The 20,877-nt window shown below is 61.2% G+C and carries 16 protein-coding genes; 6 read left to right on the top strand and 10 right to left on the bottom strand.

Annotated features, from left to right (window positions below):
* Nucleotides 1-6: 6 nt before the first annotated feature.
* Complete coding sequence (locus ACR0ER_RS07370; protein ID WP_480768366.1) at nt 7-2,214, bottom strand: response regulator; 2,208 nt, start codon at nt 2,212-2,214, stop codon at nt 7-9.
* Nucleotides 2,215-2,330: 116 nt separating this feature from the next.
* Here ACR0ER_RS07370 and ACR0ER_RS07365 point away from each other — a divergent pair, with 116 nt between their 5' ends.
* On the top strand, nt 2,331-3,179 hold the full coding sequence (locus tag ACR0ER_RS07365; RefSeq protein WP_480768365.1) for a 2-keto-4-pentenoate hydratase: 849 nt from the start codon (nt 2,331-2,333) through the stop codon (nt 3,177-3,179).
* Here ACR0ER_RS07365 and ACR0ER_RS07360 read toward each other — a convergent pair whose 3' ends face one another.
* From ACR0ER_RS07360 to ACR0ER_RS07345, 4 genes are read right to left on the bottom strand one after another with little or no spacing between them, the layout of a single operon-like run.
* Complete coding sequence (locus ACR0ER_RS07360) at nt 3,180-5,222, bottom strand: hypothetical protein (protein WP_480768364.1); 2,043 nt, start codon at nt 5,220-5,222, stop codon at nt 3,180-3,182.
* The gene (locus ACR0ER_RS07355; RefSeq protein WP_480768363.1) at nt 5,219-7,981 is read right to left on the bottom strand and encodes a DUF4159 domain-containing protein; all 2,763 of its coding nucleotides are present in this window, start codon (nt 7,979-7,981) and stop codon (nt 5,219-5,221) included. Before ACR0ER_RS07355 ends, ACR0ER_RS07360 begins: the two co-directional genes overlap by 4 nt.
* On the bottom strand, nt 7,978-8,853 hold the full coding sequence (locus ACR0ER_RS07350; protein ID WP_480768362.1) for a DUF58 domain-containing protein: 876 nt from the start codon (nt 8,851-8,853) through the stop codon (nt 7,978-7,980). The genes ACR0ER_RS07355 and ACR0ER_RS07350 overlap by 4 nt, the downstream gene beginning before the upstream one ends.
* Complete coding sequence (locus ACR0ER_RS07345; protein WP_480768361.1) at nt 8,850-9,857, bottom strand: AAA family ATPase; 1,008 nt, start codon at nt 9,855-9,857, stop codon at nt 8,850-8,852. The genes ACR0ER_RS07350 and ACR0ER_RS07345 overlap by 4 nt, the downstream gene beginning before the upstream one ends.
* A gap of 64 nt (nt 9,858-9,921) precedes the next feature.
* Between ACR0ER_RS07345 and ACR0ER_RS07340 the strand changes: the two genes are divergently transcribed.
* Complete coding sequence (locus ACR0ER_RS07340) at nt 9,922-10,500, top strand: DUF1285 domain-containing protein (protein ID WP_480768360.1); 579 nt, start codon at nt 9,922-9,924, stop codon at nt 10,498-10,500.
* On the opposite strand, the gene ACR0ER_RS07335 is transcribed toward ACR0ER_RS07340, so the two are convergent.
* On the bottom strand, nt 10,497-11,438 hold the full coding sequence (locus tag ACR0ER_RS07335) for a DMT family transporter (RefSeq protein ID WP_480768359.1): 942 nt from the start codon (nt 11,436-11,438) through the stop codon (nt 10,497-10,499). The genes ACR0ER_RS07340 and ACR0ER_RS07335 overlap by 4 nt on opposite strands.
* A 176-nt stretch (nt 11,439-11,614) precedes the next feature.
* On the opposite strand from ACR0ER_RS07335, the gene ACR0ER_RS07330 reads away from it, so the two are divergent.
* Both ACR0ER_RS07330 and ACR0ER_RS07325 read left to right on the top strand, forming a co-directional pair.
* Complete coding sequence (locus tag ACR0ER_RS07330) at nt 11,615-12,370, top strand: hydroxypyruvate isomerase family protein (RefSeq protein ID WP_480768358.1); 756 nt, start codon at nt 11,615-11,617, stop codon at nt 12,368-12,370.
* A 62-nt stretch (nt 12,371-12,432) separates the two neighbouring features.
* Nucleotides 12,433-12,663, top strand: coding sequence for a DUF2798 domain-containing protein (locus ACR0ER_RS07325; protein WP_480768357.1), 231 nt, complete (start codon nt 12,433-12,435; stop codon nt 12,661-12,663).
* Between the two features lie 56 nt (nt 12,664-12,719).
* Here the strand turns inward: ACR0ER_RS07325 and polA are convergent, their stop codons facing one another.
* From polA to ACR0ER_RS07310, 3 genes are all read right to left on the bottom strand, one after another.
* Nucleotides 12,720-15,518, bottom strand: a complete 2,799-nt coding sequence (gene polA, locus ACR0ER_RS07320; RefSeq protein ID WP_480768356.1) for a DNA polymerase I — start codon at nt 15,516-15,518, stop codon at nt 12,720-12,722.
* Nucleotides 15,519-15,655: 137 nt separating this feature from the next.
* Nucleotides 15,656-15,979, bottom strand: a complete 324-nt coding sequence (locus ACR0ER_RS07315; protein ID WP_480768355.1) for an SH3 domain-containing protein — start codon at nt 15,977-15,979, stop codon at nt 15,656-15,658.
* A gap of 105 nt (nt 15,980-16,084) precedes the next feature.
* The gene (locus tag ACR0ER_RS07310) at nt 16,085-16,267 is read right to left on the bottom strand and encodes a zinc-finger domain-containing protein (RefSeq protein WP_170329734.1); all 183 of its coding nucleotides are present in this window, start codon (nt 16,265-16,267) and stop codon (nt 16,085-16,087) included.
* Nucleotides 16,268-16,354: 87 nt separating this feature from the next.
* Between ACR0ER_RS07310 and ACR0ER_RS07305 the strand changes: the two genes are divergently transcribed.
* Nucleotides 16,355-17,344, top strand: coding sequence for an ABC transporter ATP-binding protein (locus ACR0ER_RS07305; RefSeq protein WP_480768489.1), 990 nt, complete (start codon nt 16,355-16,357; stop codon nt 17,342-17,344).
* Here the strand turns inward: ACR0ER_RS07305 and ACR0ER_RS07300 are convergent.
* Entirely contained in the window at nt 17,341-17,808 is a 468-nt protein-coding gene (locus ACR0ER_RS07300) for a DUF1203 domain-containing protein (RefSeq protein ID WP_480768354.1), read from the bottom strand. The genes ACR0ER_RS07305 and ACR0ER_RS07300 overlap by 4 nt on opposite strands.
* A gap of 121 nt (nt 17,809-17,929) precedes the next feature.
* Here ACR0ER_RS07300 and ACR0ER_RS07295 point away from each other — a divergent pair, with 121 nt between their 5' ends.
* The gene (locus ACR0ER_RS07295) at nt 17,930-20,848 is read left to right on the top strand and encodes an error-prone DNA polymerase (protein WP_480768353.1); all 2,919 of its coding nucleotides are present in this window, start codon (nt 17,930-17,932) and stop codon (nt 20,846-20,848) included.
* Nucleotides 20,849-20,877: the final 29 nt, after the last annotated feature.

Genomic DNA, 20,877 nt, shown 5'->3' with positions numbered 1-20,877 from the left:
GTCACGCTAGCTGGCAGTGACGCCTTCGGCAATGACGGGCAAGGTCTCCTCGGGCTGGTGATCCGCAATCATCTGGTGGATTTTGCGTTTCTGCAGCGGCTTGGTCAGATAGTGATCCAGCCCCGCCGACAGGATACCCTGATCATCCCCGGCCATGGCATGCGCGGTCAGGGCGACAATCGGCACGTGCCGCCCCGTTTCAATCTCGCGCCGTCGGATTTCCGCCGTCGCTTGTTTGCCATCCATTTTGGGCATCGAGATATCCATGAAAATCAGGTCTGGGTCGAAGTCCAGATGTTTATCCACCGCCTCGACCCCGTTGCCCGCAAATTGCAGGTCGATGTTCAGGTCCTTGACCATCTTTTGCAGGATCAGCTGATTGGTCCGGTTGTCCTCGGCCGCCAGCACACGCATCTGCCGTTGGCGTTCGTTGGTCTGCACGGGCGGGAATTCCGACGGCTCCAGCCCTAAGCCCGGAACGGCAGAGGCCCGCCCCAGCATGGTCAGGCGCGCATAAAGCTCGGCCCGGGGAATGGGCTTCTGCAACACCCCCTCGATCAAGTGACGGGCCGAGTTGGCATGGATCACGCCCGGATTGACCGACATCACCACAACCGGCAAGTCATCCCACCCCCTATCCTTGAGCGTGGTCGCCAGTTCCAACCCGTCCATGTCCGGCAGATCATGATCGCACAGCAGCAGGTCGACGCTGTCATCGACGGCCGCCAGCGCCTCACCCCTAGAGGCGCAGACGGTGACCCGAGACCCCAGTCGCCCCAACTGTTTCGAAAGGATGGCGCGGTTGACGGCCAGATCCTCGACCACGATCACATGGCGCAGGCGGCCCGCCAGATCGGGCGGTAAGGGTTGCGGACCTTCGACCGTGGGCAGTGAGATCCGGAACCCGAAACACGACCCCTGCCCCGGTTCGCTTTCGACCCAGACGGTTCCGCCCATCAACGTGACCAGCCGTTTGGTGATGGCCAGCCCCAGCCCGGTGCCTTCGAATTCGCGGTTCTTCTCGTCCTCAACCTGATTGAATTCACCAAAGATATGCCCGATCTTGTCGGCCTCGATCCCGATGCCAGTATCCTCGATCGCGACGTGGATATCGCACGTGTTAGTCTCTGAATTCGGCACCCCGGTCACGCGGATCAGCACATGCCCGTCCGAGGTGAACTTAACCGCGTTGCCCACCAGATTGGTCAGCACCTGCCGCACGCGGCCGGGGTCACCCACAAACAGGGTCGGCAGGAATAGGTCATAGTCGACCAGCAGCGACAGCCCCTTGTCGCGGACGCTGGGCTGCAGCAGCATCGCGACTTCAAGAATGCAGCGTTCGAAGTCGAACTGTTCGGGGTGCAGGATCAGCTTGTCGGCCTCGATCTTGGAATAGTCCAGCACGTCGTTGATGATCACCAGCAACGCCTCGCCCGAGTTGCGGATGGTGTTGAGATACAGGCGCTGCTCCTCGTCCAGCGGGGTTTCCGACAGCAATTCCGTCATCCCGACAATGCCGTTCATCGGCGTCCTGATCTCATGGCTCATATTGGCCAGAAAAGCGGACTTGGCCCGGTTCGCGGCCTCTGCCCGTTCGCGAGCGGCGTTCAGTTCGGCCTCATTGCGGACCGAAGCCGTGATGTTCAGACCCAGGCTGACCACGTCGCCGCCATTGCCGCGCTGGTCGATCATCTTGAAATACTCACCGTTCCACAGCTTGATCACCACCGGATCCGGATGCGGTTGCACCCAGCGCTCCTGCATTCTGGCCTGCCAGTCCGCCGCCTTTTCCGCCCCGGTATCGACGAGCCCCTCTTCGGTCAGAATCTCAAGGATACGCGCGTAGGTGATACCCGGCTCCACCTCATCCAGCCCGTCAAACAAGCTGAGGTAAGTCGCATTGGCCCCGATCAGGCGGTTTTGATGATCAAAGAAAGCAAAGCCGTCCTGAATGGTCTGCATCGAATGCCAAAGGCGGCGCTCGGCCACTTCGATCTTGGCGTTGGCCTCGGTCAGGTCGGATTTAACCTTTTCGTTTTCACCCCGAACGGTTTCAACCTCGGCCTGGGTTTCGCCGATGCGTTTGGTCAGCGCCATTGCGTGCAGGCCCAGCTTGCGATTGGCCGAGGAAAGCTCGGCCTGTTTCATCGCCAACAGACGCTCGGCCGCCAGCCGCGCGCGCCGCTCCTGTGCCAGTTTGTTTGCAAGACTCATCTTTGGTGATCCCGGACCGTTCCGCGACAAGCATCCGGGCAGAGCATGAAAAAGTGTTTAAGCCGTTGCTGGACCCGCGTGCCCCGTGTCAGAGTTTTCAAAACCGGAGGTCCGCCATGCGTTTTTTTCTCTCAACCGCAGCACTTTGTTTTCTTGCCTCAGTTGCATCGGCGCAGGCCGATTGCGCCACGGATGCGCAGGTGGATCAATATGTGCAGGACTATCTGACCAAGACGCCCACGCCCGCCCTGTCCGTTGGTGGCAGCATCGAGGACGCGTTGTGCACCCAAGCCAAGATTGTCTCTGCGTTAGAGCCACATATGGGTCCGGTGATCGGCTACAAGGCAGGCCTGACCAGCGCCCCTGCGCAGGAGCGTTTTGGCGCTTCTGAACCGGTTCAGGGCGTCCTGTTCCGCGACATGATGCTGGTGGACGGAACGACTGTGCCAATCAACTGGGGCGCCCGTCCGGTATTCGAGGCCGATTTGATTCTGGTCGTCGGCGACGCGGGCATCAATCAGGCCACAACTCCCGTCGAAGTCATGCAGAACATCCAGGCCATCCGCCCCTTCATCGAATTGCCCGACCTGACTCTGACTGAGGGCGAACCGATCACCCCGGTGACCCTGACCGCGATCGCGGTTGCGCCGAAACTGGGGGTGTTAGGTTCTGAAATTCAGGTATCTGATCCTGCGGCGATGACACAGGCGTTGGCAGATATGACCGTCACGCTCAGCGCCGCGGACGGGGAGGTTCTGGCAAAAGCCCCCGGCGCGGCGGTTCTGGGGCATCCGGCGAACGCGGCTCTATGGCTGATATCCAAAGGGATCGAGTTCCAGCCCGGCGACCTGATCTCAGTCGGGTCCTTCGGGCCGCTTGTGCCGCCTGCCAAAGGCAAGGGCGGCGCATCCGCCACCTATGTCGGGTTGCCCGGTGATCCGACGGTCAGCGTGGTGTTCGAATAATCAGCGCCGCCCCTCACGCAGCCAACCGGCCAGCAGGAATCCTCCGGCCAGCACCAGGACAAGCCACGGCGGCAGCAACCCGGCCTGCGTGACGTCGCGCGTCTCATAGGCGTTGCGCGGTGTCAGGCCGATCCAACCGCGACCCGAGGCCGGACGTCCGGCTCGGACATTTCGGATCGACGGCAAGCCGTCCTCCAACCGCATTGCACCGCCACGCAACTCATCCAGTACGGGTTGCAGAACCTCGTTGGTGGCAATGGTGCGCTCAAATTCCTTCGGTGCCGCAGGGCCAAGTCCGATCACCGCCATCTGTTCGCCCTCCTGCAGACGATAGAGCCCGATCTCTGGCCCAAAATACAGCGCCTCGAACCGCCCCGGAGACACCTCGTCCAGCGTGATCTCAAGCGTTTCGCCATTGGGGCGGGTAATGGTCACAGGCCCGGCCTGATCCTCAAGCGTCTGGCGGATGATACGCATGAGCTGACCGTTGGCCTCGGCCCACAGGGCTTCTTCCTCCAACTCGGGCTCCTTCATCATCCAATGGGCCAGGCGGCGCAGCAGCTCCAATTGCGGGCCGCCGCCATCGAACCCCCGGCTCCAAAGCCACGCGTGGTCCGAGGCCAGCAGCGCCACGCGCCCTTCGCCCACGCGGTCCAGTACCAACAAGGGGCGGTCATCCACGCCGGTCATCAGCAGCTCACCGGTGAGTTGATTCACGTCGATCTGACGCAGCCACGCACCCCAATCCTCGGAATCGCCCAGATTGGTCGTCACCGGGTGGCGATGGCCCAGATCGGTAACCATTGGCACAAAGCGTTCCTCGATCACGCGGGCGGTAGGTTGCGCCGGCAGAATCGACGCCAAGGGCGAGCGAAAGATACTGTCGGCACTGGCAAAATCCGGCCCGGCGGCAATCAGCACCGCTCCACCGTCGTTGATATAATTGGTGACGTTGTCCAGATAGATCGCAGGCAGGATGCCGCGCCGCTTGTAACGATCAAAGATGATCAAGTCGAAATCGTTGATCTTTTCCAGAAACAGCTCGCGCGTCGGAAAGGCGATCAGCGAGAGTTCGTCCACCGGCACGCCGTCTTGTTTCTCGGGCGGGCGCAGGATGGTGAAATGCACCAGATCGACCGAACTGTCGGATTTCAGCAGGTTGCGCCAAGTTCGTCCGCCCGGATGCGGCTCACCCGAAACCAGCAGCACCCGCAGACGGTCACGCACGCCGTTCATCTGGATCAGCGCGGTGTTGTTGCGGTCGGTCAGCTCACCCTCGGCCTGCGGTACAGTGAACTGGATGACGTTGCGGCCACCATGGGGCAGCGTGATGGGCAGTTCGACATCAATACCGATGGGGATGTTCAATTGCTCGGGCTCGGCCCCATCGACCGACAGCTCAAGCGGCGCGGTCACGGCCCCGGCGGGGGCGGCGCCGCTGTCCTCGATCCGCAGGGTCAGGGTCACGGGTTCACCGATGATGGCAAAGGCGGGGGCGTTGCGGACGATCAGACGGCGATCCCAGTCGCTGTCGCGCCCGGTTTGCAGCAGGTGTAGCGGCGCGGGCAGTTCGGGGGCCTGATCGACGTCATGCACGATGCCATCCGACACCACCAGAATACCCGCGATCCGGGCGCGCGGTTCCTCGGCCAGCGCTTCGTTCAGCGCGGCCATGACCTGAGTGCCTTCGTCACCGTTACCGTCACCCACCTTGATCCGGCGCAATTCGGTATTGTCGCGGGATTCGATCTCGGCGGCCAAGTCCTCGGCCGCCCGCGCGGTTTGCTCGGCCCGGTCCGAGAGGGTCTGGCTGGCGCTTTCATCCTCGATCATCAGCACGATGTCGGTCAGCGGCGCGCGGTCCTCGACCTGATAGACCGGACCCGCCAGCGCAGCGATCACCACCAAGGCCGCCAGCCCGCGCAAGGCCCAGCCGGACAGTCCGCGCCACAACGCCAATAGAACGCCAGCAATCGCAATCGCGGCAACAGCGGCCAGAACCGGCCACGGGATCAGTGGATCGAATATGACGGTTCCGGTCATTGTCCCAACCTGTCCAAAAGCGCAGGCACGTGGACCTGATCGGATTTATAGTTCCCGGTCAGCACATGCATCACCAGATTGACGCCAAAGCGATTGGCCAGCTCGCGCTGACGTTCGCCCGCATACCCGCGCCCCACCGGCAACAGCGCCTGCCCGTTGCGATCCACCGCCCAGGCCGAAGCCCAGTCATTGCCGCCGATCACCACCGGGGTCACGTTGTCATTGAGGTTGCGGAAGGGCATCCCTTCGATCTGTTCCGCATCCAGCGGCGCGGCCTCGACCCAGACCTCGGTGCCTGCGTAACGACCCGGAAAATCCTGCAGCAAATAAAACGCGCGCGTAAGCACATGGTCACGCGGAACAGGCTCTAGCGAAGGGATATTCAGCGGACCGGCCAGTTGTTGCAACTTGCGCCCATTGGGGCTGGCAGCACCAAACCGTGCCACATCCGCGTCCCGCGTGTCGAACAGGATCATCCCGCCCGAACGCAGATAGGCGTTCAGCTTGGCATATGCCTCTACAGAAGGCTGCGGCTGATCCGGTGTAATTGGCCAGTAGAGCAGCGGGAAGAATGCCAGCTCATCGCGTTCCAGATCCACACCGATGGGTTCCGCCGGTTCGACCGAGGTACGATAGAACAGCGTCTGCGCCAGTCCACGCATTCCCGCGCCTGCTACATCATCGACTTGCGCATTGCCGGTCAGCACATGGGCCAGCACCAGTTCCTGCGTGGCGTTCAGCGCAAAGTCGGTCTCTTCCGGCGTCTGCGCCTGCGCCTCAGGCACCAGCAACACCGCGCCCAGCGCAACTGCCGCTGCTTTGGCCAGACCAAGGCGACCAGACAAGGCCAGCGAGGCGATGACGTCCACGGTCAGCAACAGCAGCGCAATGCTGAGCAGGATGCCCCCAATGGGTGTCTCGTTGTTCACCTCTTGCCCTTTGATCGGCACCTCCGAGGGCCAGGCTATCGGGTTCAGCACCGCATCTTCTGACAAGACATTCAAAGCCAGCTTTTCCTTGCCGCTTTCATACAATCCGGGCTGCAAGTCCGGGCCGATTGTGCCCGAGATCAGGTCGGACCCCTCAACACCCGCCAGATTGCCCGCATCCGACAGAGTACCAAACCCGTCCATGACCTGTATCGGCTCCCACGTGGTCCCCTTTAACTGAGCCTCCTGACGGGATTTGGCGGCCGAGGCGACGGCAAGACGATCCAGCATTTCGACAAACAGGCCCGACAGCGGCAGGCTGGACCATTCCGCATCCGCGGTCACGTGAAACAGCACCACCTGCCCCAGCCCCAGCGCCTTGCGCGTGACCAAGGGCGTGCCGTCCGACAGGGATGCAATCACCCGATCCGCCAGATTAGGGTCTGGTTGTGCCATGACCTGCGTGGTGACGGTGACATCACCCGGCACCTGCAACCCGTAGAAAGGCGAATTTTCCGGGAACGCCGCCAACCCCTTGGCCTCACCCCAGCTCATCGCGCCACCAACTGAACGGCCACCGCTGCGCAGGCGGACCGGCAGCAGGTCATCTTCGGCATCGCGGCCCAAATCGCTGGCGGCCATGCGCGGACCGGCAAAGCGCAGCAGCAGCCCGCCCTGTTCCACCCATTCGACCAGCGCAGCCTGTTCGCCCTCGGACATTTTGGCCACATCGGCCAGAACAATCACATCCGGGTTGGCAGGTAGAACCTCAAGCAACCCGCCTTCGACGAACTCCGCCGTGGGTTTCAGAACCTGTGTCAGGTAATGCAGCGGCGAAAGCAGCTCCAGCCCCTCGCGGTTCAGGGTTCCGGCGATCAGGGCGACCTCGCGCCGACGCAGGCTGTCATCGGTCAGCGTCACCGCCCCGGCGGAACGCTGGCCCTGAATCTCGAACCGGGTGATCCGGGCGCGCAGTTCGGACGGCAGAGCTAGATCCACTTGCGCCAGGGTTTCTCCGCTGGGGAATTCCATTTCGACCGATTGCAAAACGCGCATTGCACCCGCCGGATCGCGGCCTTGCGCCAGCACAGTGACGCGGTCGGCGGGTCCCGGCACCGCGCGTTGGGCGGTCAGCTGGATCACACCGTCCTGATAGGCGGCAGGCAGGATCGCAACCACAGGCGCTGTGGATTGGTACACCGTTACCGCCCCCCGCGCCTGCAACGCCGCCAGAACTCGGTCATGGCCGTCATAGGCCAGACGGTCACTGAACCAATGGGTGTCGAACCCTCCATCCAATTGATCTAGCGCAGCCAGCGCCTGATCGATCTGTGTTTCAGTGGGCTGCCACGGGGTCGGCGTCAGACCCGGCAGGCGTCCACGCCATGCCTCCGCCGCCTGAAACACCGGCGCTTCGGGTTCGGTCAGGCGCAGGATGGCCACGGTGCGGCCCGCGCGCCCGGCCTCGGACAGTTGTACGTCGATCTGGTCCAGCGTTGAGGACAACCGCGTTGCCCCTGCCCAGCTGGCATCCAGTACCAGTAGCAGAGGCCCCGAACCAGTTTCATCCCGCGAAGGGTTCAGGACCGGACCGGCCAACCCGATAATGATCGCCGCCGCCGCCAGCATCCGCAACAGCATCAGCCACCACGGGGTGCGATCCGAGACGCTTTCGTCATCCTTCAACCCCAGCAGCAGGGTCACCGCCGGGAACAGGCGGCGGATCGGTGCGGGTGGCACCGCGCGCAGGATCAGCCACAGGATCGGCAGGGTCAACAGACCCAGCAGCACCCATGGGGCGGTAAAGCCGATGCCCGCCAGAACCGTCATCGCGTTCCCCCATCAAGCGCCCGATAGAGCCACAACAGAGCCGCTTGCGCGCTGTCACCGGTATGGTGCAGACCCAATTGCCAGCCCGTCGCGCGGCAGAGTTGCGTCAGCGCGTCCTTGCGTTTCGCAAGACGTTCCAGATAGCGGTCGCGCAGGTCCCCGGCCTTGAGGGTTTCATGCCGGACCGAGCCACCAACGCTTTCAAAAATGGTCCGACCGCGATAAGGAAAAGTCTCTTCACCCGGATCGAGAACCTGCAGCAAAACGCCCCGCACACCGCGATCGGCGGCTTTGGTCAGGGCCAGTTCGACCTCGTCCAGAGGCCCAAGGAAATCGGAAATGAACACGGCGCGGGCATGCGGGATCATCGCGCGATGTTCGGGTGGGGTATAGTCGGTGTCGGAATCCTCGGACCAGGCCTGCGCCAGACGGATGACCTGCGCATTTCCGCGCCGGGGCGGCAGAGTGGTGCCGGTCAGGCCAACACGTTCGCCGCCACGCACCAGCAGGATAGCCGTGGACAGGCCCAATAGACGCGCGCGGTCGGCCTTGGTGGGCAGAGACTTGTCAGACGCAAACCGCATCGACGCGCCTTGATCGACCCAAAGCATGACCGATTGCGCGATCTGCCATTCGCGTTCGCGCACAAACTGCTGATCCCCACGGGCCGAGCGCCTGTGGTCAATCATCCGGCGGCTGTCACCGATCTGCGCGGGGCGGTATTGCCAGAAGTCATCGCCAAGCCCGGAACGTCTGCGCCCGTGGTCGCCCAGTAAAACCGTTCCGGCCAGATGTTCGGCCCGCGCCAACAGGGGCGGCAGCCGGGACGCCTCGGCCTCAGATCTTTCGCGAAGGGTCAGCGCGGCATTCACGCCGCAGCCTCAGTGCGGATCAGACCGGCCGCGGTCGAGTCGATCAGATCGGCCAGACTGTCACCGCGCGCCCGTGCCGCAAAGTTCAGCGCCATCCGGTGGCTGAGGACCGGACGTGCCATGTCCAGCACATCCTCGGCATTGGGCGCCAGCCGTCCCTGCAGCATGGCCCGTGCACGCACCGTCATCATCAACGCCTGTGCCGCACGGGGGCCGGGGCCCCAGGCCACGGTTTCGGCGACGCGCTCGGACACGCCCGCCTCTTCAGGACGGAAAGCGCGGACCAGATCGAGGATCAGTTCAACCACCGACTCCCCTACCGGCATCCGGCGCAACAGGACCTGCGCGGCCAGCAATTCCTCTTTGGTGAAAATCTCGTGCGAGTCATCTTCTTCGACCCCCGTTGTCGCCAACAGGATATCGCGTTCGGTCTGACGATCCGGGTAGTCCACGTCGATCTGCACCAGAAAACGGTCCAACTGCGCCTCGGGCAGCGGATAGGTGCCCTCTTGCTCAATCGGGTTTTGCGTGGCCAGCACGTGGAAGGGTTCACCCAACGATCGATCTTCGCCCGCCACGGTCACGGTGCGTTCCTGCATCGCCTGCAGCAGCGCCGATTGCGTTCTCGGGCTGGCACGGTTGATCTCATCCGCCATCAACAGCTGACAGAAGATCGGGCCGGAAATGAACCGGAAATGGCGGCTGCCGTCATCGGCGGTGTCCAGAACCTCGGAACCCAGAATATCGGCAGGCATCAGGTCGGGCGTGAACTGAATACGGTTGCCATGCAAACCCATTACAGTCGACAAGGTTTCAACCAATCGCGTCTTACCCAGACCCGGCAAACCGATCAACAACGCGTGACCACCACACAGCAACGCGGTCAGGGTCAGATCCACGACCCTTTCCTGCCCGATAAAGCGGCGGGTGATCGAGGATTTGGCCTCTTGCAGCTTGTTTTCCAGCGCTTCGATCTCGGACACGAGGTCGACAGGTTCGGTCATGACTTTCCCTTCCGTGGACTATTATGATTGAAGTGTATCGCGCTGAGAGGAAATGGCAAAAGCAATGAGCGGACAAAAACCTGTGACACCTTCGCCTGATGGCCTGGCTGCATCAGTCAAAGCAGCCAAAACCAAGGGTTTGCCCCCCGTTCACCTTTGGAATCCTCCGTTTTGCGGCGATCTGGACATCCGGATCGCAAAAGATGGTACATGGAGTTACTTAGGGTCACCCATCAACAGGTTCGAGCTTGTGAAGCTATTTTCCTCAATTCTTAAGAAAGAAGACGGAAAATACTATCTGGTGACCCCGGTCGAAAAGGTGGGAATCATCGTCGAGGATGCGCCCTTTGTGGCCGTCGATTTCGACGTCGAAGGCGAAGGCAAGGCCCAAAACCTGAGCTTTACCACCCATGTCGGCGACACCGCGGTGGCAGGGCCGGACCATCCGATCCGCATTGTCATTGATCCCGAAACAGATGAGCCATCGCCCTACATATTGGTTCGCGCAAACCTTGAGGCGCGGATCGACCGCAAGAGCTTCTATCGCCTTGTGGACATCGCGGAACACAATGGCGATTGGTTCGGCGTCTGGTCCGGCGAGCAGTTTTTCCCCTTGATCAAGTCCGAAGACCTGCCGGATTAAGCGGGCTTTGCGACCTTCCGGTCCTGCGCCAGCACTACCGCCATTGCCACGATCCCCGCGCCCAGCGCGCGGGTCCAGTTCCACTCTTCCCCCAGCACCAGCATGATCAGCATCACGTAAAACGGCGCGATGTTGATGTGGAACGAGGCCAGCGCTACTCCCAGCCGTCCAACGGATGAGATGAACAACACCTGGCTCACTCCCATCGCCACCAGCGCGTAGATGCCCAGCATGCCGATCTGTTGAACATCGATAGGCGCGGAGGGCATGACTTCCATCCCCAGTTTCCCGGCCACGAAGAACAGCAGCAACGCCACAACCAACCCACCCGCAAAGGTAATGGTGCTGCGCCCGGTCTGGCTAAGCTCGGGAAAGTCCCGCGCGGTTGCCATACAGGCCCAGCAGAACAACCCCGTGGACACGATGGCACAGGCCGCCCCCATCCCCAATTGGGCCGGAGCCACGGCGCTGGTGGCAATCAGACCGCCAATGATCGACACGATCACGCCAAGGGCAAAGTTCCACCGCAACCGCCGCGTTCCCGTTGCCAGTTCGATCAGGGTCGCAAACAAAGGCGCGCAGGACGCGATGATCGCCACGGTCACTGGGTCAGTCATCTTTTGCGCCAGAATGATCAGGAACATCCCCGCACCCAGCATTCCGCCAACAAACAACGCATGTCCCCAGCGCGCCCGCAATACACGATTTGACCCGTCGATCAGCAGCCAGATCGGCAGCATGACTGCCACCGCAAGTGCCAGCCGTGCGGCAAACAACGCGACCGGAGGCCAACTCTGCAGCAGCACCTCAGCCGCCGGAAACCCTGCTGCCCATGTCAGCATCGAGGCTACGGCCAAGCCGTTGCCAGACAAGGCGGAATTTCCGCCACCAGACACAGAGAGAGTGTTCCCGCGCACGGGATCAGGGCTCATTGCCATGGGGTTCATACCTTCTGTTGGCACGGCGCCGATAAAATGATTCGCCGTATTCTTCGGAACGTCTCTGATTTGCGCGGGGCGTTCTGGCCGATTTTCGACAATCTGTCGTTTTCAGTCCCTTTCACCGAAAACTCGGCGCAGTTATGGTCCTGTGACCAACTGCACTGAGGCCATTCATGCCCAAATTCGCCGCCAACATTTCACTGCTTTTTGCAGAGCTTCCCTATCTGGAACGATTTCAGGCGGCGGCCGAGGCCGGCTTTCAAGCCGTCGAAATTCTGTTCCCCTATGAGTTGGCCGCCAAGGAGACCCACCGCGCCCTGCTGGCCAACGGGCTCGAACTGGTGCTGATCAACGCTCCACCGCCCAATTACACCGGGGGTGAGCCCGGTTATGCAGCCGTTCCGGGCGGTGAGGCGCGGTTCCAGTCCGATATCCGCCGCGTGATGCGCTATGCCTATATCCTTAGTCCGGGGCTGATCCACATCATGTCAGGCTATGCCTCCGGGCCGGATGCGTTAGAGAGTTTCGTGCGCAACCTGCAATGGGCCGCCGACTTTGCGCCGCAGCAGCAGTTCACAATCGAGCCGCTCAACCCGGTGTCACAACCCGGCTATTTCCTGAATGACTACGATCTGGCCGAGCAAGTGCTGGACCGGGTGGACCGCCCCAACATCGGCCTGCAATTTGACAGTTTCCACGCCCATATGATCCACGGCGATGCACAGGCAATTTGGGATCGCTTTCACCCTCGGGTCGTCCACGCCCAGATTGGGGCTGCCCCGGATCGCTGCGAACCGGGACTGGGGCCAACAGATTTCGGCCGGTTGTTCACCACCATGGACGCCGCAGGCTATGCCGGTTGGGTCAGCGCCGAATACACGCCCTCAACACCCCGAACTCCTGACAGTCTCGGCTGGATGCGGGTCTAGCTCTGGCCTTTTGACGGAAAATACAGCACATCAGAGGCATCTCGACCCTCAGGATGCCCACAATGATCCCTGCCCGCTATGCCCGCGCCTTATTCAGCCTGATCATGTCCGGCCTGATGTCCTGCATCGTGACCGGCATCGCAACGGTAAAGGCCATCGGCTTTGGCCCGAGCACCCTTGGTGACTGGATGGCCTCCTGGGCCTTTTGCTGGCCCATTGCCTTCACGGTAATCCTGCTTCTTGGCCCATCCGTGCAGCGGTTGGTGAACCGCATGGTCAGTCCACAGGACTGACCCGCTGCGAAGAGGGCCCGCCGGGCCTGATGAGCAGCGCGCGCCCAAATTGCCGGTCAGTGCGCCTCGGCCCAGTTCGCCCCTTGCCCGGCATCCACGCTCAACTTTACATCCAACTCCACGGCAGGATCGGACGCACCCTCCATGACGTCGCGCGCCACGCCGATTACCTGATCGACTGCGTCCTCGGCCACTTCGAACAGCAATTCGTCATGCACCTGCAGCAACATCTTGGCGGGCAGCCCGTTGATTGCATCCGGCATCCGCACCATAGCGCGCCGGATCACATCCGCCGCCGTGCCCTGAATCGGCGCGTTGATCGCCGCCCGGCGTGAAAAGCCCGCATGCGGGCCTTTGGCGTTGATCTCGGGCGTATGAATTTTGCGCCCGAACAGCGTCTGCACATAGCCATGCTCTTTGGCGAATGCGACGGTGTCATCCATGTACTTCCGAATACCGGGGAAGCGTTCGAAATAGCGGTCAATGAACCCCTGCGCCTCGGCCCGCGGAATGCGCAGGTTGCGCGCCAGACCAAAGCCCGAGATGCCATAAATCACACCAAAGTTGATCGCCTTGGCCTGACGGCGGATATCCGGCGTCATCTCGTCCAACGGCACATCGAACATCTCGGACGCGGTCATCGCGTGAATATCCAACCCATCGGCAAATGCCTGTTTCAAAGCGGGAATATCGGCGATGTGGGCCAGAATCCGCAGTTCGATCTGGCTATAGTCGAGGCTGACCATCACATTGCCCGGCTCGGCAATGAACGCCTCGCGAATGCGCCGCCCTTCCTCGGTTCGCACCGGAATGTTTTGCAGGTTTGGATCGGTCGAGGCCAGACGGCCCGTGTTCGCCCCGGTAATCGAATAAGACGTATGCACCCGTCCCGTATCCGGGTTGATATGGGTCTGCAGCGCATCTGTGTAGGTCGATTTCAGTTTGGACAGCTGCCGCCAGTCCAACACCCGGCGCGGCAGTTCATGCTCGGTCGAGAGGTCCTCAAGAATATCGGCCCCGGTAGAGTATTTCCCGGTCTTGCCCTTCTTGCCGCCCTCAAGCCCCATCTTGTCGAACAGGATCTCACCCAGTTGTGCAGGCGAGCCGACGTTGAAATTCTCACCCGCCAATTCGTGGATTTCAGCCTCTAATCCGGCCATTTTCTGCGCAAAGGCGTTCGACATGCGGCTCAGCACATCGCGGTCGACCTTGATGCCATGCATTTCCATCTCGGCCAGTACCGGCACCAGCGGACGTTCGAGCGTTTCATAGACCGTAGTCACCTGAACCTGATGCAGTTGCGGCTTGAACAGCTTCCACAGGCGCAAGGTGATATCCGCATCCTCAGCGGCATAGGCGGTGGCCTCGTCAATCGGCACCTTGTCAAAGGTGATCGCCGACTTGCCCGAGCCCAGCAGCGGTTTGATCGGGATCGGCGTGTGACTCAGATATCGTTCGGACAGCGTATCCATGCCATGCCCATGCTCACCGCCATGCATCGCGTAGGACATCAGCATCGTGTCGTCGATCGGGGCGACATCGACACCGTAGCGCTTAAAAATCTTGGCGTCGTATTTCATGTTCTGCCCGATTTTCAGGATCGACGGATCCTCGAGCATCGGTTTCAGCAGTGTCAGAGCCTCATCCAGCGGCATCTGCCCTTCGGCCAGCGCATCCGAGCCGAACAGGTCATCCGCCGCCCCATCGCGGTGAGTCAGCGGGACATAGCAAGCCTCGCCCGCCTCAACACACAGCGATATGCCCACCAAATCGGCGATCATTTCATTCAGGCCGGTGGTTTCGTTATCCACGGCCACCCAGCCCCGCTCGTAGGCCTGATCGATCCATTTCTGCAGCGCCTCGGCATCCCGGACGCAATCATATTTCGTCGCATCGAATGGCAGCGCTTCGGCTTCCTCGACCTCGGCAACCGGCGCGGGTGCATCAGCGATCACCGGGGCCTCGGCCCCCAGCTTGTCAGCGATGCGTTTTGTGAGAGTACGGAACTCCATCTCGGCCAGAAAACCCAGCAGGGTCTCGGCATCGGGGTCCTTCACCTCAAGATCATCCAGCGTGAAGTCCAGCGGCGTCTGCTCGTCCAGTTGCACCAGCTTCTTCGACAGTTCGATCTGGTCGCGTTTCTCGATCAGGGTCTGACGGCGTTTGGGTTGTTTGATCTCTTCCGCGCGGTCCAGCAGGGTTTCGAGGTCACCATATTCATTGATCAGCAGTGCCGCAGTCTTGATCCCGATACCCGGCGCCCCCGGAACGTTATCCACGCTATCCCCGGCCAACGCCTGCACATCAACCACACGGTCAGGACCCACGCCGAACTTCTCGAACACGCCATCGGTATCGATGCGCTTGTTCTTCATAGCATCCAGCATTTCCACACCGCCGCCGACCAGTTGCATCAGGTCCTTGTCCGAACTAACGATGGTCACACGGCCCCCCGCCTCACGGGCTTGCACGGCCAGCGTGGCAATGATGTCGTCGGCCTCGTAGCCCTCAAGCTCTTTGCAGGCGATGTTAAATGCTTTGGTCGCCTCACGGGTCAGCGGCATCTGCGGGCGCAGATCTTCGGGCATCGCCTCACGGTTGGCCTTGTAGAGGTCATATAGATCATTGCGGAACGTGTGCGACCCTTTGTCGAAAATCACCGCCACGTGGGTCGGGGCGTCGGGCCCGGCGTTTCCTTCTACATATTTCTGCAGCATGTTGCAGAACCCGGAAACTGCGCCGATCGGCAGCCCGTCCGACTTGCGCGTCAGTGGCGGCAGCGCGTGATAGGCCCTGAAAATAAAGGCCGATCCGTCGATCAGATGCAGATGACACCCTTTTCCGAAACTGCTCATGCCTTTGCTCCCTTCGCCGCTTGTTGGTCTGTCCTGCCATGGAATGCGTGCAGATACCAGTCGCTGTACGACGAGTCGCCAAAGGAAGAACTCAGATAAATTGCGTCACCGTGCGCCGTGCAGCCTGTTGGCGGCGGTCAGGGGTAGAATTCGCACCATCCGGTGTGACTCCAGCCACGAAATGTCGACTCAACATTGTTAATCGCGCCATTTTCGACATAGCACCATTTACCGTCGCATGCTCGGATATAGGCGGCGTCGCCATTCCTCAGACTGCCAATTTGTTGATACGAGGAACCAGGCCCGGTTCGGAGTGCCAGAAACCCGTCGCCATTCGGATTAAGCCCTTTGACGAGGCAACCGGTATCGGTGATCGCCGGTCCGGTGGGTTTTACAATCTGCTGAGACAGAGCAGCGCCTGCGGTCAAAAGGGAGAACACCACTGTCAGAAAAATCTTCATTCCAAACTACTGAAAACTGATCACATCAAAAAAATATGCGTCAGTTTATAGACCGAGTTTGGCTTTGCGTCCAACAGCGCCCTTTCAGGGGCCACCATCCCAGTCTTACAGGACTTCGAATTCCCTGCCCTTCAGAACATATTTGCAATCGCAATAGGGGCACTCGACCCAGCCGGTATCCTCGGGGATTTGTAGCCAGACGCGCGGATGACCCAATGCGCCTTCGCCGCCATCACAGGCAACACGGGCGGTTTCCACGATCTTGGTTTCCGGCGCTTCGATTGTCACGGCTTGCGATCCTTCTTCGGTTGTCGGCCTCGCGGGCATGTACTAGGTGCGTTTATGAGCGATGAGCAAACCGGGGGCAAGAGCCACATGAGCGATGCGGCAATCAGGATCGAAGGACTGCGCAAGACCTATCGCGGCGGCAAGGGGCAGCCCGAGAAACAGGCATTGAAGGGCATTGATCTGACTGTCCCGCGCGGGTCTGTCTTTGGCCTGTTGGGGCCGAACGGGGCTGGAAAATCGACCCTGATCAATATCCTTGCCGGGCTGGTGGTGAAATCCGCTGGTAACGTGTCGATCTGGGGATTCAATCAGGACCAGAACCCACGCTCGTCCCGCGCCGCGATCGGCGTGATGCCGCAAGAGCTGAACCTGGACCCGTTCTTTACCCCTCGGGGCGCGTTGGAGGTTCAGGCCGGGCTTTATGGTGTGCCAAAAGCCCAGCGCCGCAGCGATGAGATTCTCGAACTGGTCGGCCTCAGCGACAAGGCCGAGGCCTATGCCCGCACGCTGTCCGGCGGTATGCGGCGGCGATTGCTGTTGGCAAAGGCGTTGGTGCATCATCCCAAGATTCTGGTGTTGGACGAGCCCACGGCGGGCGTGGATATCGAGCTGCGGCAGATGCTCTGGAGCAATGTGCGCAAGCTGAACGAACAAGGCATGACCATCATCCTGACCACCCACTACCTGGAAGAAGCACAAGAAATGTGTGACGAGATCGCCATCATCAATCACGGTGAAAAGATCGCGCAGGACAGCACCGCCAACCTGCTGGGCCGCATGGACAGCCGCACTATGGTCATCGTCCCAGACAGCCCGGTTGTTGACTTGCCCGCAACCGACGGGGTCGAAGCGACCCTACGCGACGATGGCAGTCTCGTGCTGCAATATCGCAGCGCCCTGACCAGTGCCGAACAGGTTCTGGAATCCGTCCGCGCCGCCAGCATCCGCATCCGCGACGTTCGCACTGAAGAAGCCGACCTTGAGGATGTGTTCCTTGCACTCACGTCCTCTCCTGCGGATGAACCCGCCGATGATCAGGATCAGCCACGCAGGGGGATGCACCGGGTCAAGCTTTAGACCCGGTCGATCCGCGCATGGTAGCAGTTGTTCAACGCCGAGCGGATATGGATATAGGCGACATCTGCGCGGGCGAAGATGTCCTCTGCTGCTTGGTGCAAATTGGCCTGTGGTGTGATGATCCCGGTGCCATAGACGATCCGGTCATCCGCCCCATATCCCTTGATCAGATAGTTGGGCGACGCAGTCAGCGCTTCGGGTAATTCCGCTTGTTTCTCATAGCGCTGGCAAGACTCTGAGCAAAGGTAAATTGGCCCTGTTTCGGCAAATGGCTGCGTCTCGGGGAAGGGGCGATGCGCCAGCACCAACATCTCTTTGCCTTCAGGTATATAGGTCAGGCAGTGGCGACAGGGGTTCCCCTGACCGTTCGATATGGCCCGTTCGGGCGGATTACCGTAACCATCCGGCGCGCCGTTTCGATAGGCCTCAACCTGGTCGGTAGGGAGGGCGGATATTCTGTGCATGATATGTCTCCTTCTCTGCCCGGAACGTGCCTGCCCAACCACGTTCTGACGACCCGGTTCCTGCGCAATGACGCAAAGGACTCGGAAAAAGAACAAAACGTGAATATAATATGGAATCGCCATGTATGCCGAACTGTCGATCACGTCGAATTTCACCTTCCTCACCGGGGCCTCTCACCCCGAGGAGTATATGGAGCGTGCCGTCACCTTGGGCCTACCTGCCATCGCGATCGCCGATGACAACTCGGTAGCGGGGATTGTCCGCGCCCACACCCAAGGGCGCGAGATCGCCCGCAAGGTCCGCGAACGGCTGGCGTGGGAGGCGCAGAATACATCTATCGGCCCGCCCTGTCCCGATCACATTCCCAAACCACCGTCCTACCCGGTCCACGCGGTGCCCCGCCTGATCCCGGCGGCGCGGTTAATCTTCACCGACGCGCCCACCGTCACCGCCCTGCCCCTGAACCGACAGGGCTGGGCCAACCTGTGCCGCATCCTCTCTGCAGGTCGCCTGCGGGCCGAGAAAGGTGACTGCATCCTGCACCTGTCCGACCTGCTCGAATTCTCCGACGGCCTCCACCTGCTGCTCTGGCCACAAGCGACGCGCTCTCCGGGCGGCGCGGAGGCATGGCGGACACAGGCGCAACAGCTGACGCGCCGCTTTGCCGGGCGGATGCATCTGTTGATGCACCCCCGGTACGATGGCGCGGATACTGCGTATTTCTCTTTATTAGAGACTGAATCAGGACAGCTCGGCATCCCAACTCTCGCCAGCGCCACGCCGCTGATGCATCACGGCGCCCGCCGCAAGCTGGCCGATGTGGTGACGGCCATCCGCCTGCGGCGCAAGGTGGATGATCTGGGCCGAGACGCGCTGGCCAATGGCGAACAACGTCTGCGGTCCGAGGGTGAGATGCTGCGCATTTTCAAAGGCCATGAGGGGGCTGTTACTCGCGCCCATGCGCTCAGTGAGCAACTCACATTCTCACTCGACGAATTGCGCTATGAATATCCCAGCGAGGGCAGTGAGCAGGAAACCCCGACCGAACGCCTACATCGCCTGGCCCATGAGGGGCTAAAATGGCGCTATCCGGCGGGCGCGTCAGAAAAGGCGCAAAAGATGCTGGCGCATGAGCTCACCCTGATCGGCAAGCTGAAATACGAACCCTATTTCCTGACCGTCCGCGACATCGTCCATTTCGCCCGATCCCGCAGCATCCTCTGTCAGGGGCGCGGTTCAGCGGCCAATTCGGTGGTCTGTTTCTGCCTCGGCATCACCGAGGTCAGCCCCGAGATGGGCACCATGGTTTTTGAGCGCTTTGTCTCCGAGGCGCGCGATGAACCACCCGATATCGATGTCGACTTCGAACACGAACGCCGCGAAGAGGTGATCCAGCACATCTATGACCGCTATGGTCGCCACCGCGCCGGTCTCTGCGCCACCGTCATCCACTATCGCGGCAAGCGCGCCATCCGCGAGGTCGGCCGCGCCATGGGCTTGACCGAAGACACGATCTCGGCGCTCTCTTCACAGCTCTGGGGGTTCTTTTCGGCCGCCGGGCTCGAAGCCCAACGCATGCGCGAGATTGGCCTCGACCCCGAGGACCGGCGCCTAAAACAGACTCTAATGCTGGTCTATGAGATCAACGGTTTCCCCCGCCACCTATCGCAACATGTGGGCGGATTCATCATCACCGAGGGGCGGCTGGACGAACTTGTCCCCATCGAAAACGCCACGATGGAGGACCGCACGGTCATCTGCTGGGACAAGGACGACATCGACAGTCTGGGCATCCTCAAGGTCGATGTCCTCAGCCTCGGGATGCTCACCTGCATCCGCAAGGCGTTCGATCTGATCACCCAGCACCACCAGACCGGCTATACGCTGGCCACCCTGCCGCCCGAGGACCCCACGGTCTATGACATGCTCTGCAAAGCCGACAGTATCGGCGTGTTTCAGGTGGAATCACGCGCGCAGATGAACTTCCTACCCCGAATGCGGCCGCGCAATTTCTATGATCTGGTCATCGAGGTCGCCATCATCCGTCCCGGCCCCATTCAGGGCGACATGGTCCACCCCTATATCCGCCGCCGGAATGGCGAGGAGGAGGTCAGCTTCCCTTCGGACGAATTGGGTGAGGTGCTGGGCAAAACGCTGGGCGTACCGCTGTTTCAAGAACAGGCGATGCAGATCGCCATTGTCGGTGCGGGCTTTACCCCGGAACAGGCCGACCGGTTACGGCGGTCTCTGGCCACCTTCAAGAAGCATGGCAATGTCAGCGAATTCCGCGCCCTGTTCCTGCGCGGGATGGAGCGTAACGGCTATCAGGATGACTTTGCCGAGCGCTGCTTTTCTCAGATCGAAGGGTTCGGGTCATATGGCTTCCCAGAAAGCCACGCGGCCAGCTTTGCGTTACTGGTCTATGCCTCGGCCTGGATCAAATGCCACCATCCGGGCATCTTCGCCTGCGCGCTGCTGAACTCGCAGCCGATGGGGTTCTATGCGCCCGCCCAGATCGTGCGGGATGCGCGCGAACACGGGGTTCAGGTGCGCCCGGTCTGCATCAATGCCAGTTTCTGGGACAATGTGATGGAGCCCGATGGCCATGGCGGGCTGGCCCTGCGGCTGGGCTTTCGCCAGATCAAGGGGCTAAGCGAAGAAGATGCCAGCTGGCTCACCGCCGCGCGCGGCAATGGCTACCATCAGGTCGACGATGTCTGGCGCCGTGCGGGCCTTGGCCCCTCGGTGATCGAACGTCTGGCCGAGGCTGATGCCTTTGCCGCCTGCGACCTGACCCGGCGCGAGGCGCTGTGGCAGGCCAAGGCGATTGCCACCGCGAAACCGCTGCCGCTGTTCTCGCAGGATCTGGAGGGCGAGGCGCTGGACGAGCCCGAAGCATACTTGCCCCAGATGACACTGGGCGAGCAGGTGGTTGAGGATTACGTCGCCACCCGCCTCAGCCTGAAGGCGCATCCAGTGGCTTTGATACGGCACCTGCTGACACCGGAGCCGCGCGACAAAACCACCCCTGTCGCTTGACGCCTCAACCAGATATTGGCCCACAACAG

Source organism: Ruegeria sp. CH8 (assembly GCF_056536985.1).
This window is presented reverse-complemented; position numbering and strand designations above follow the sequence as displayed.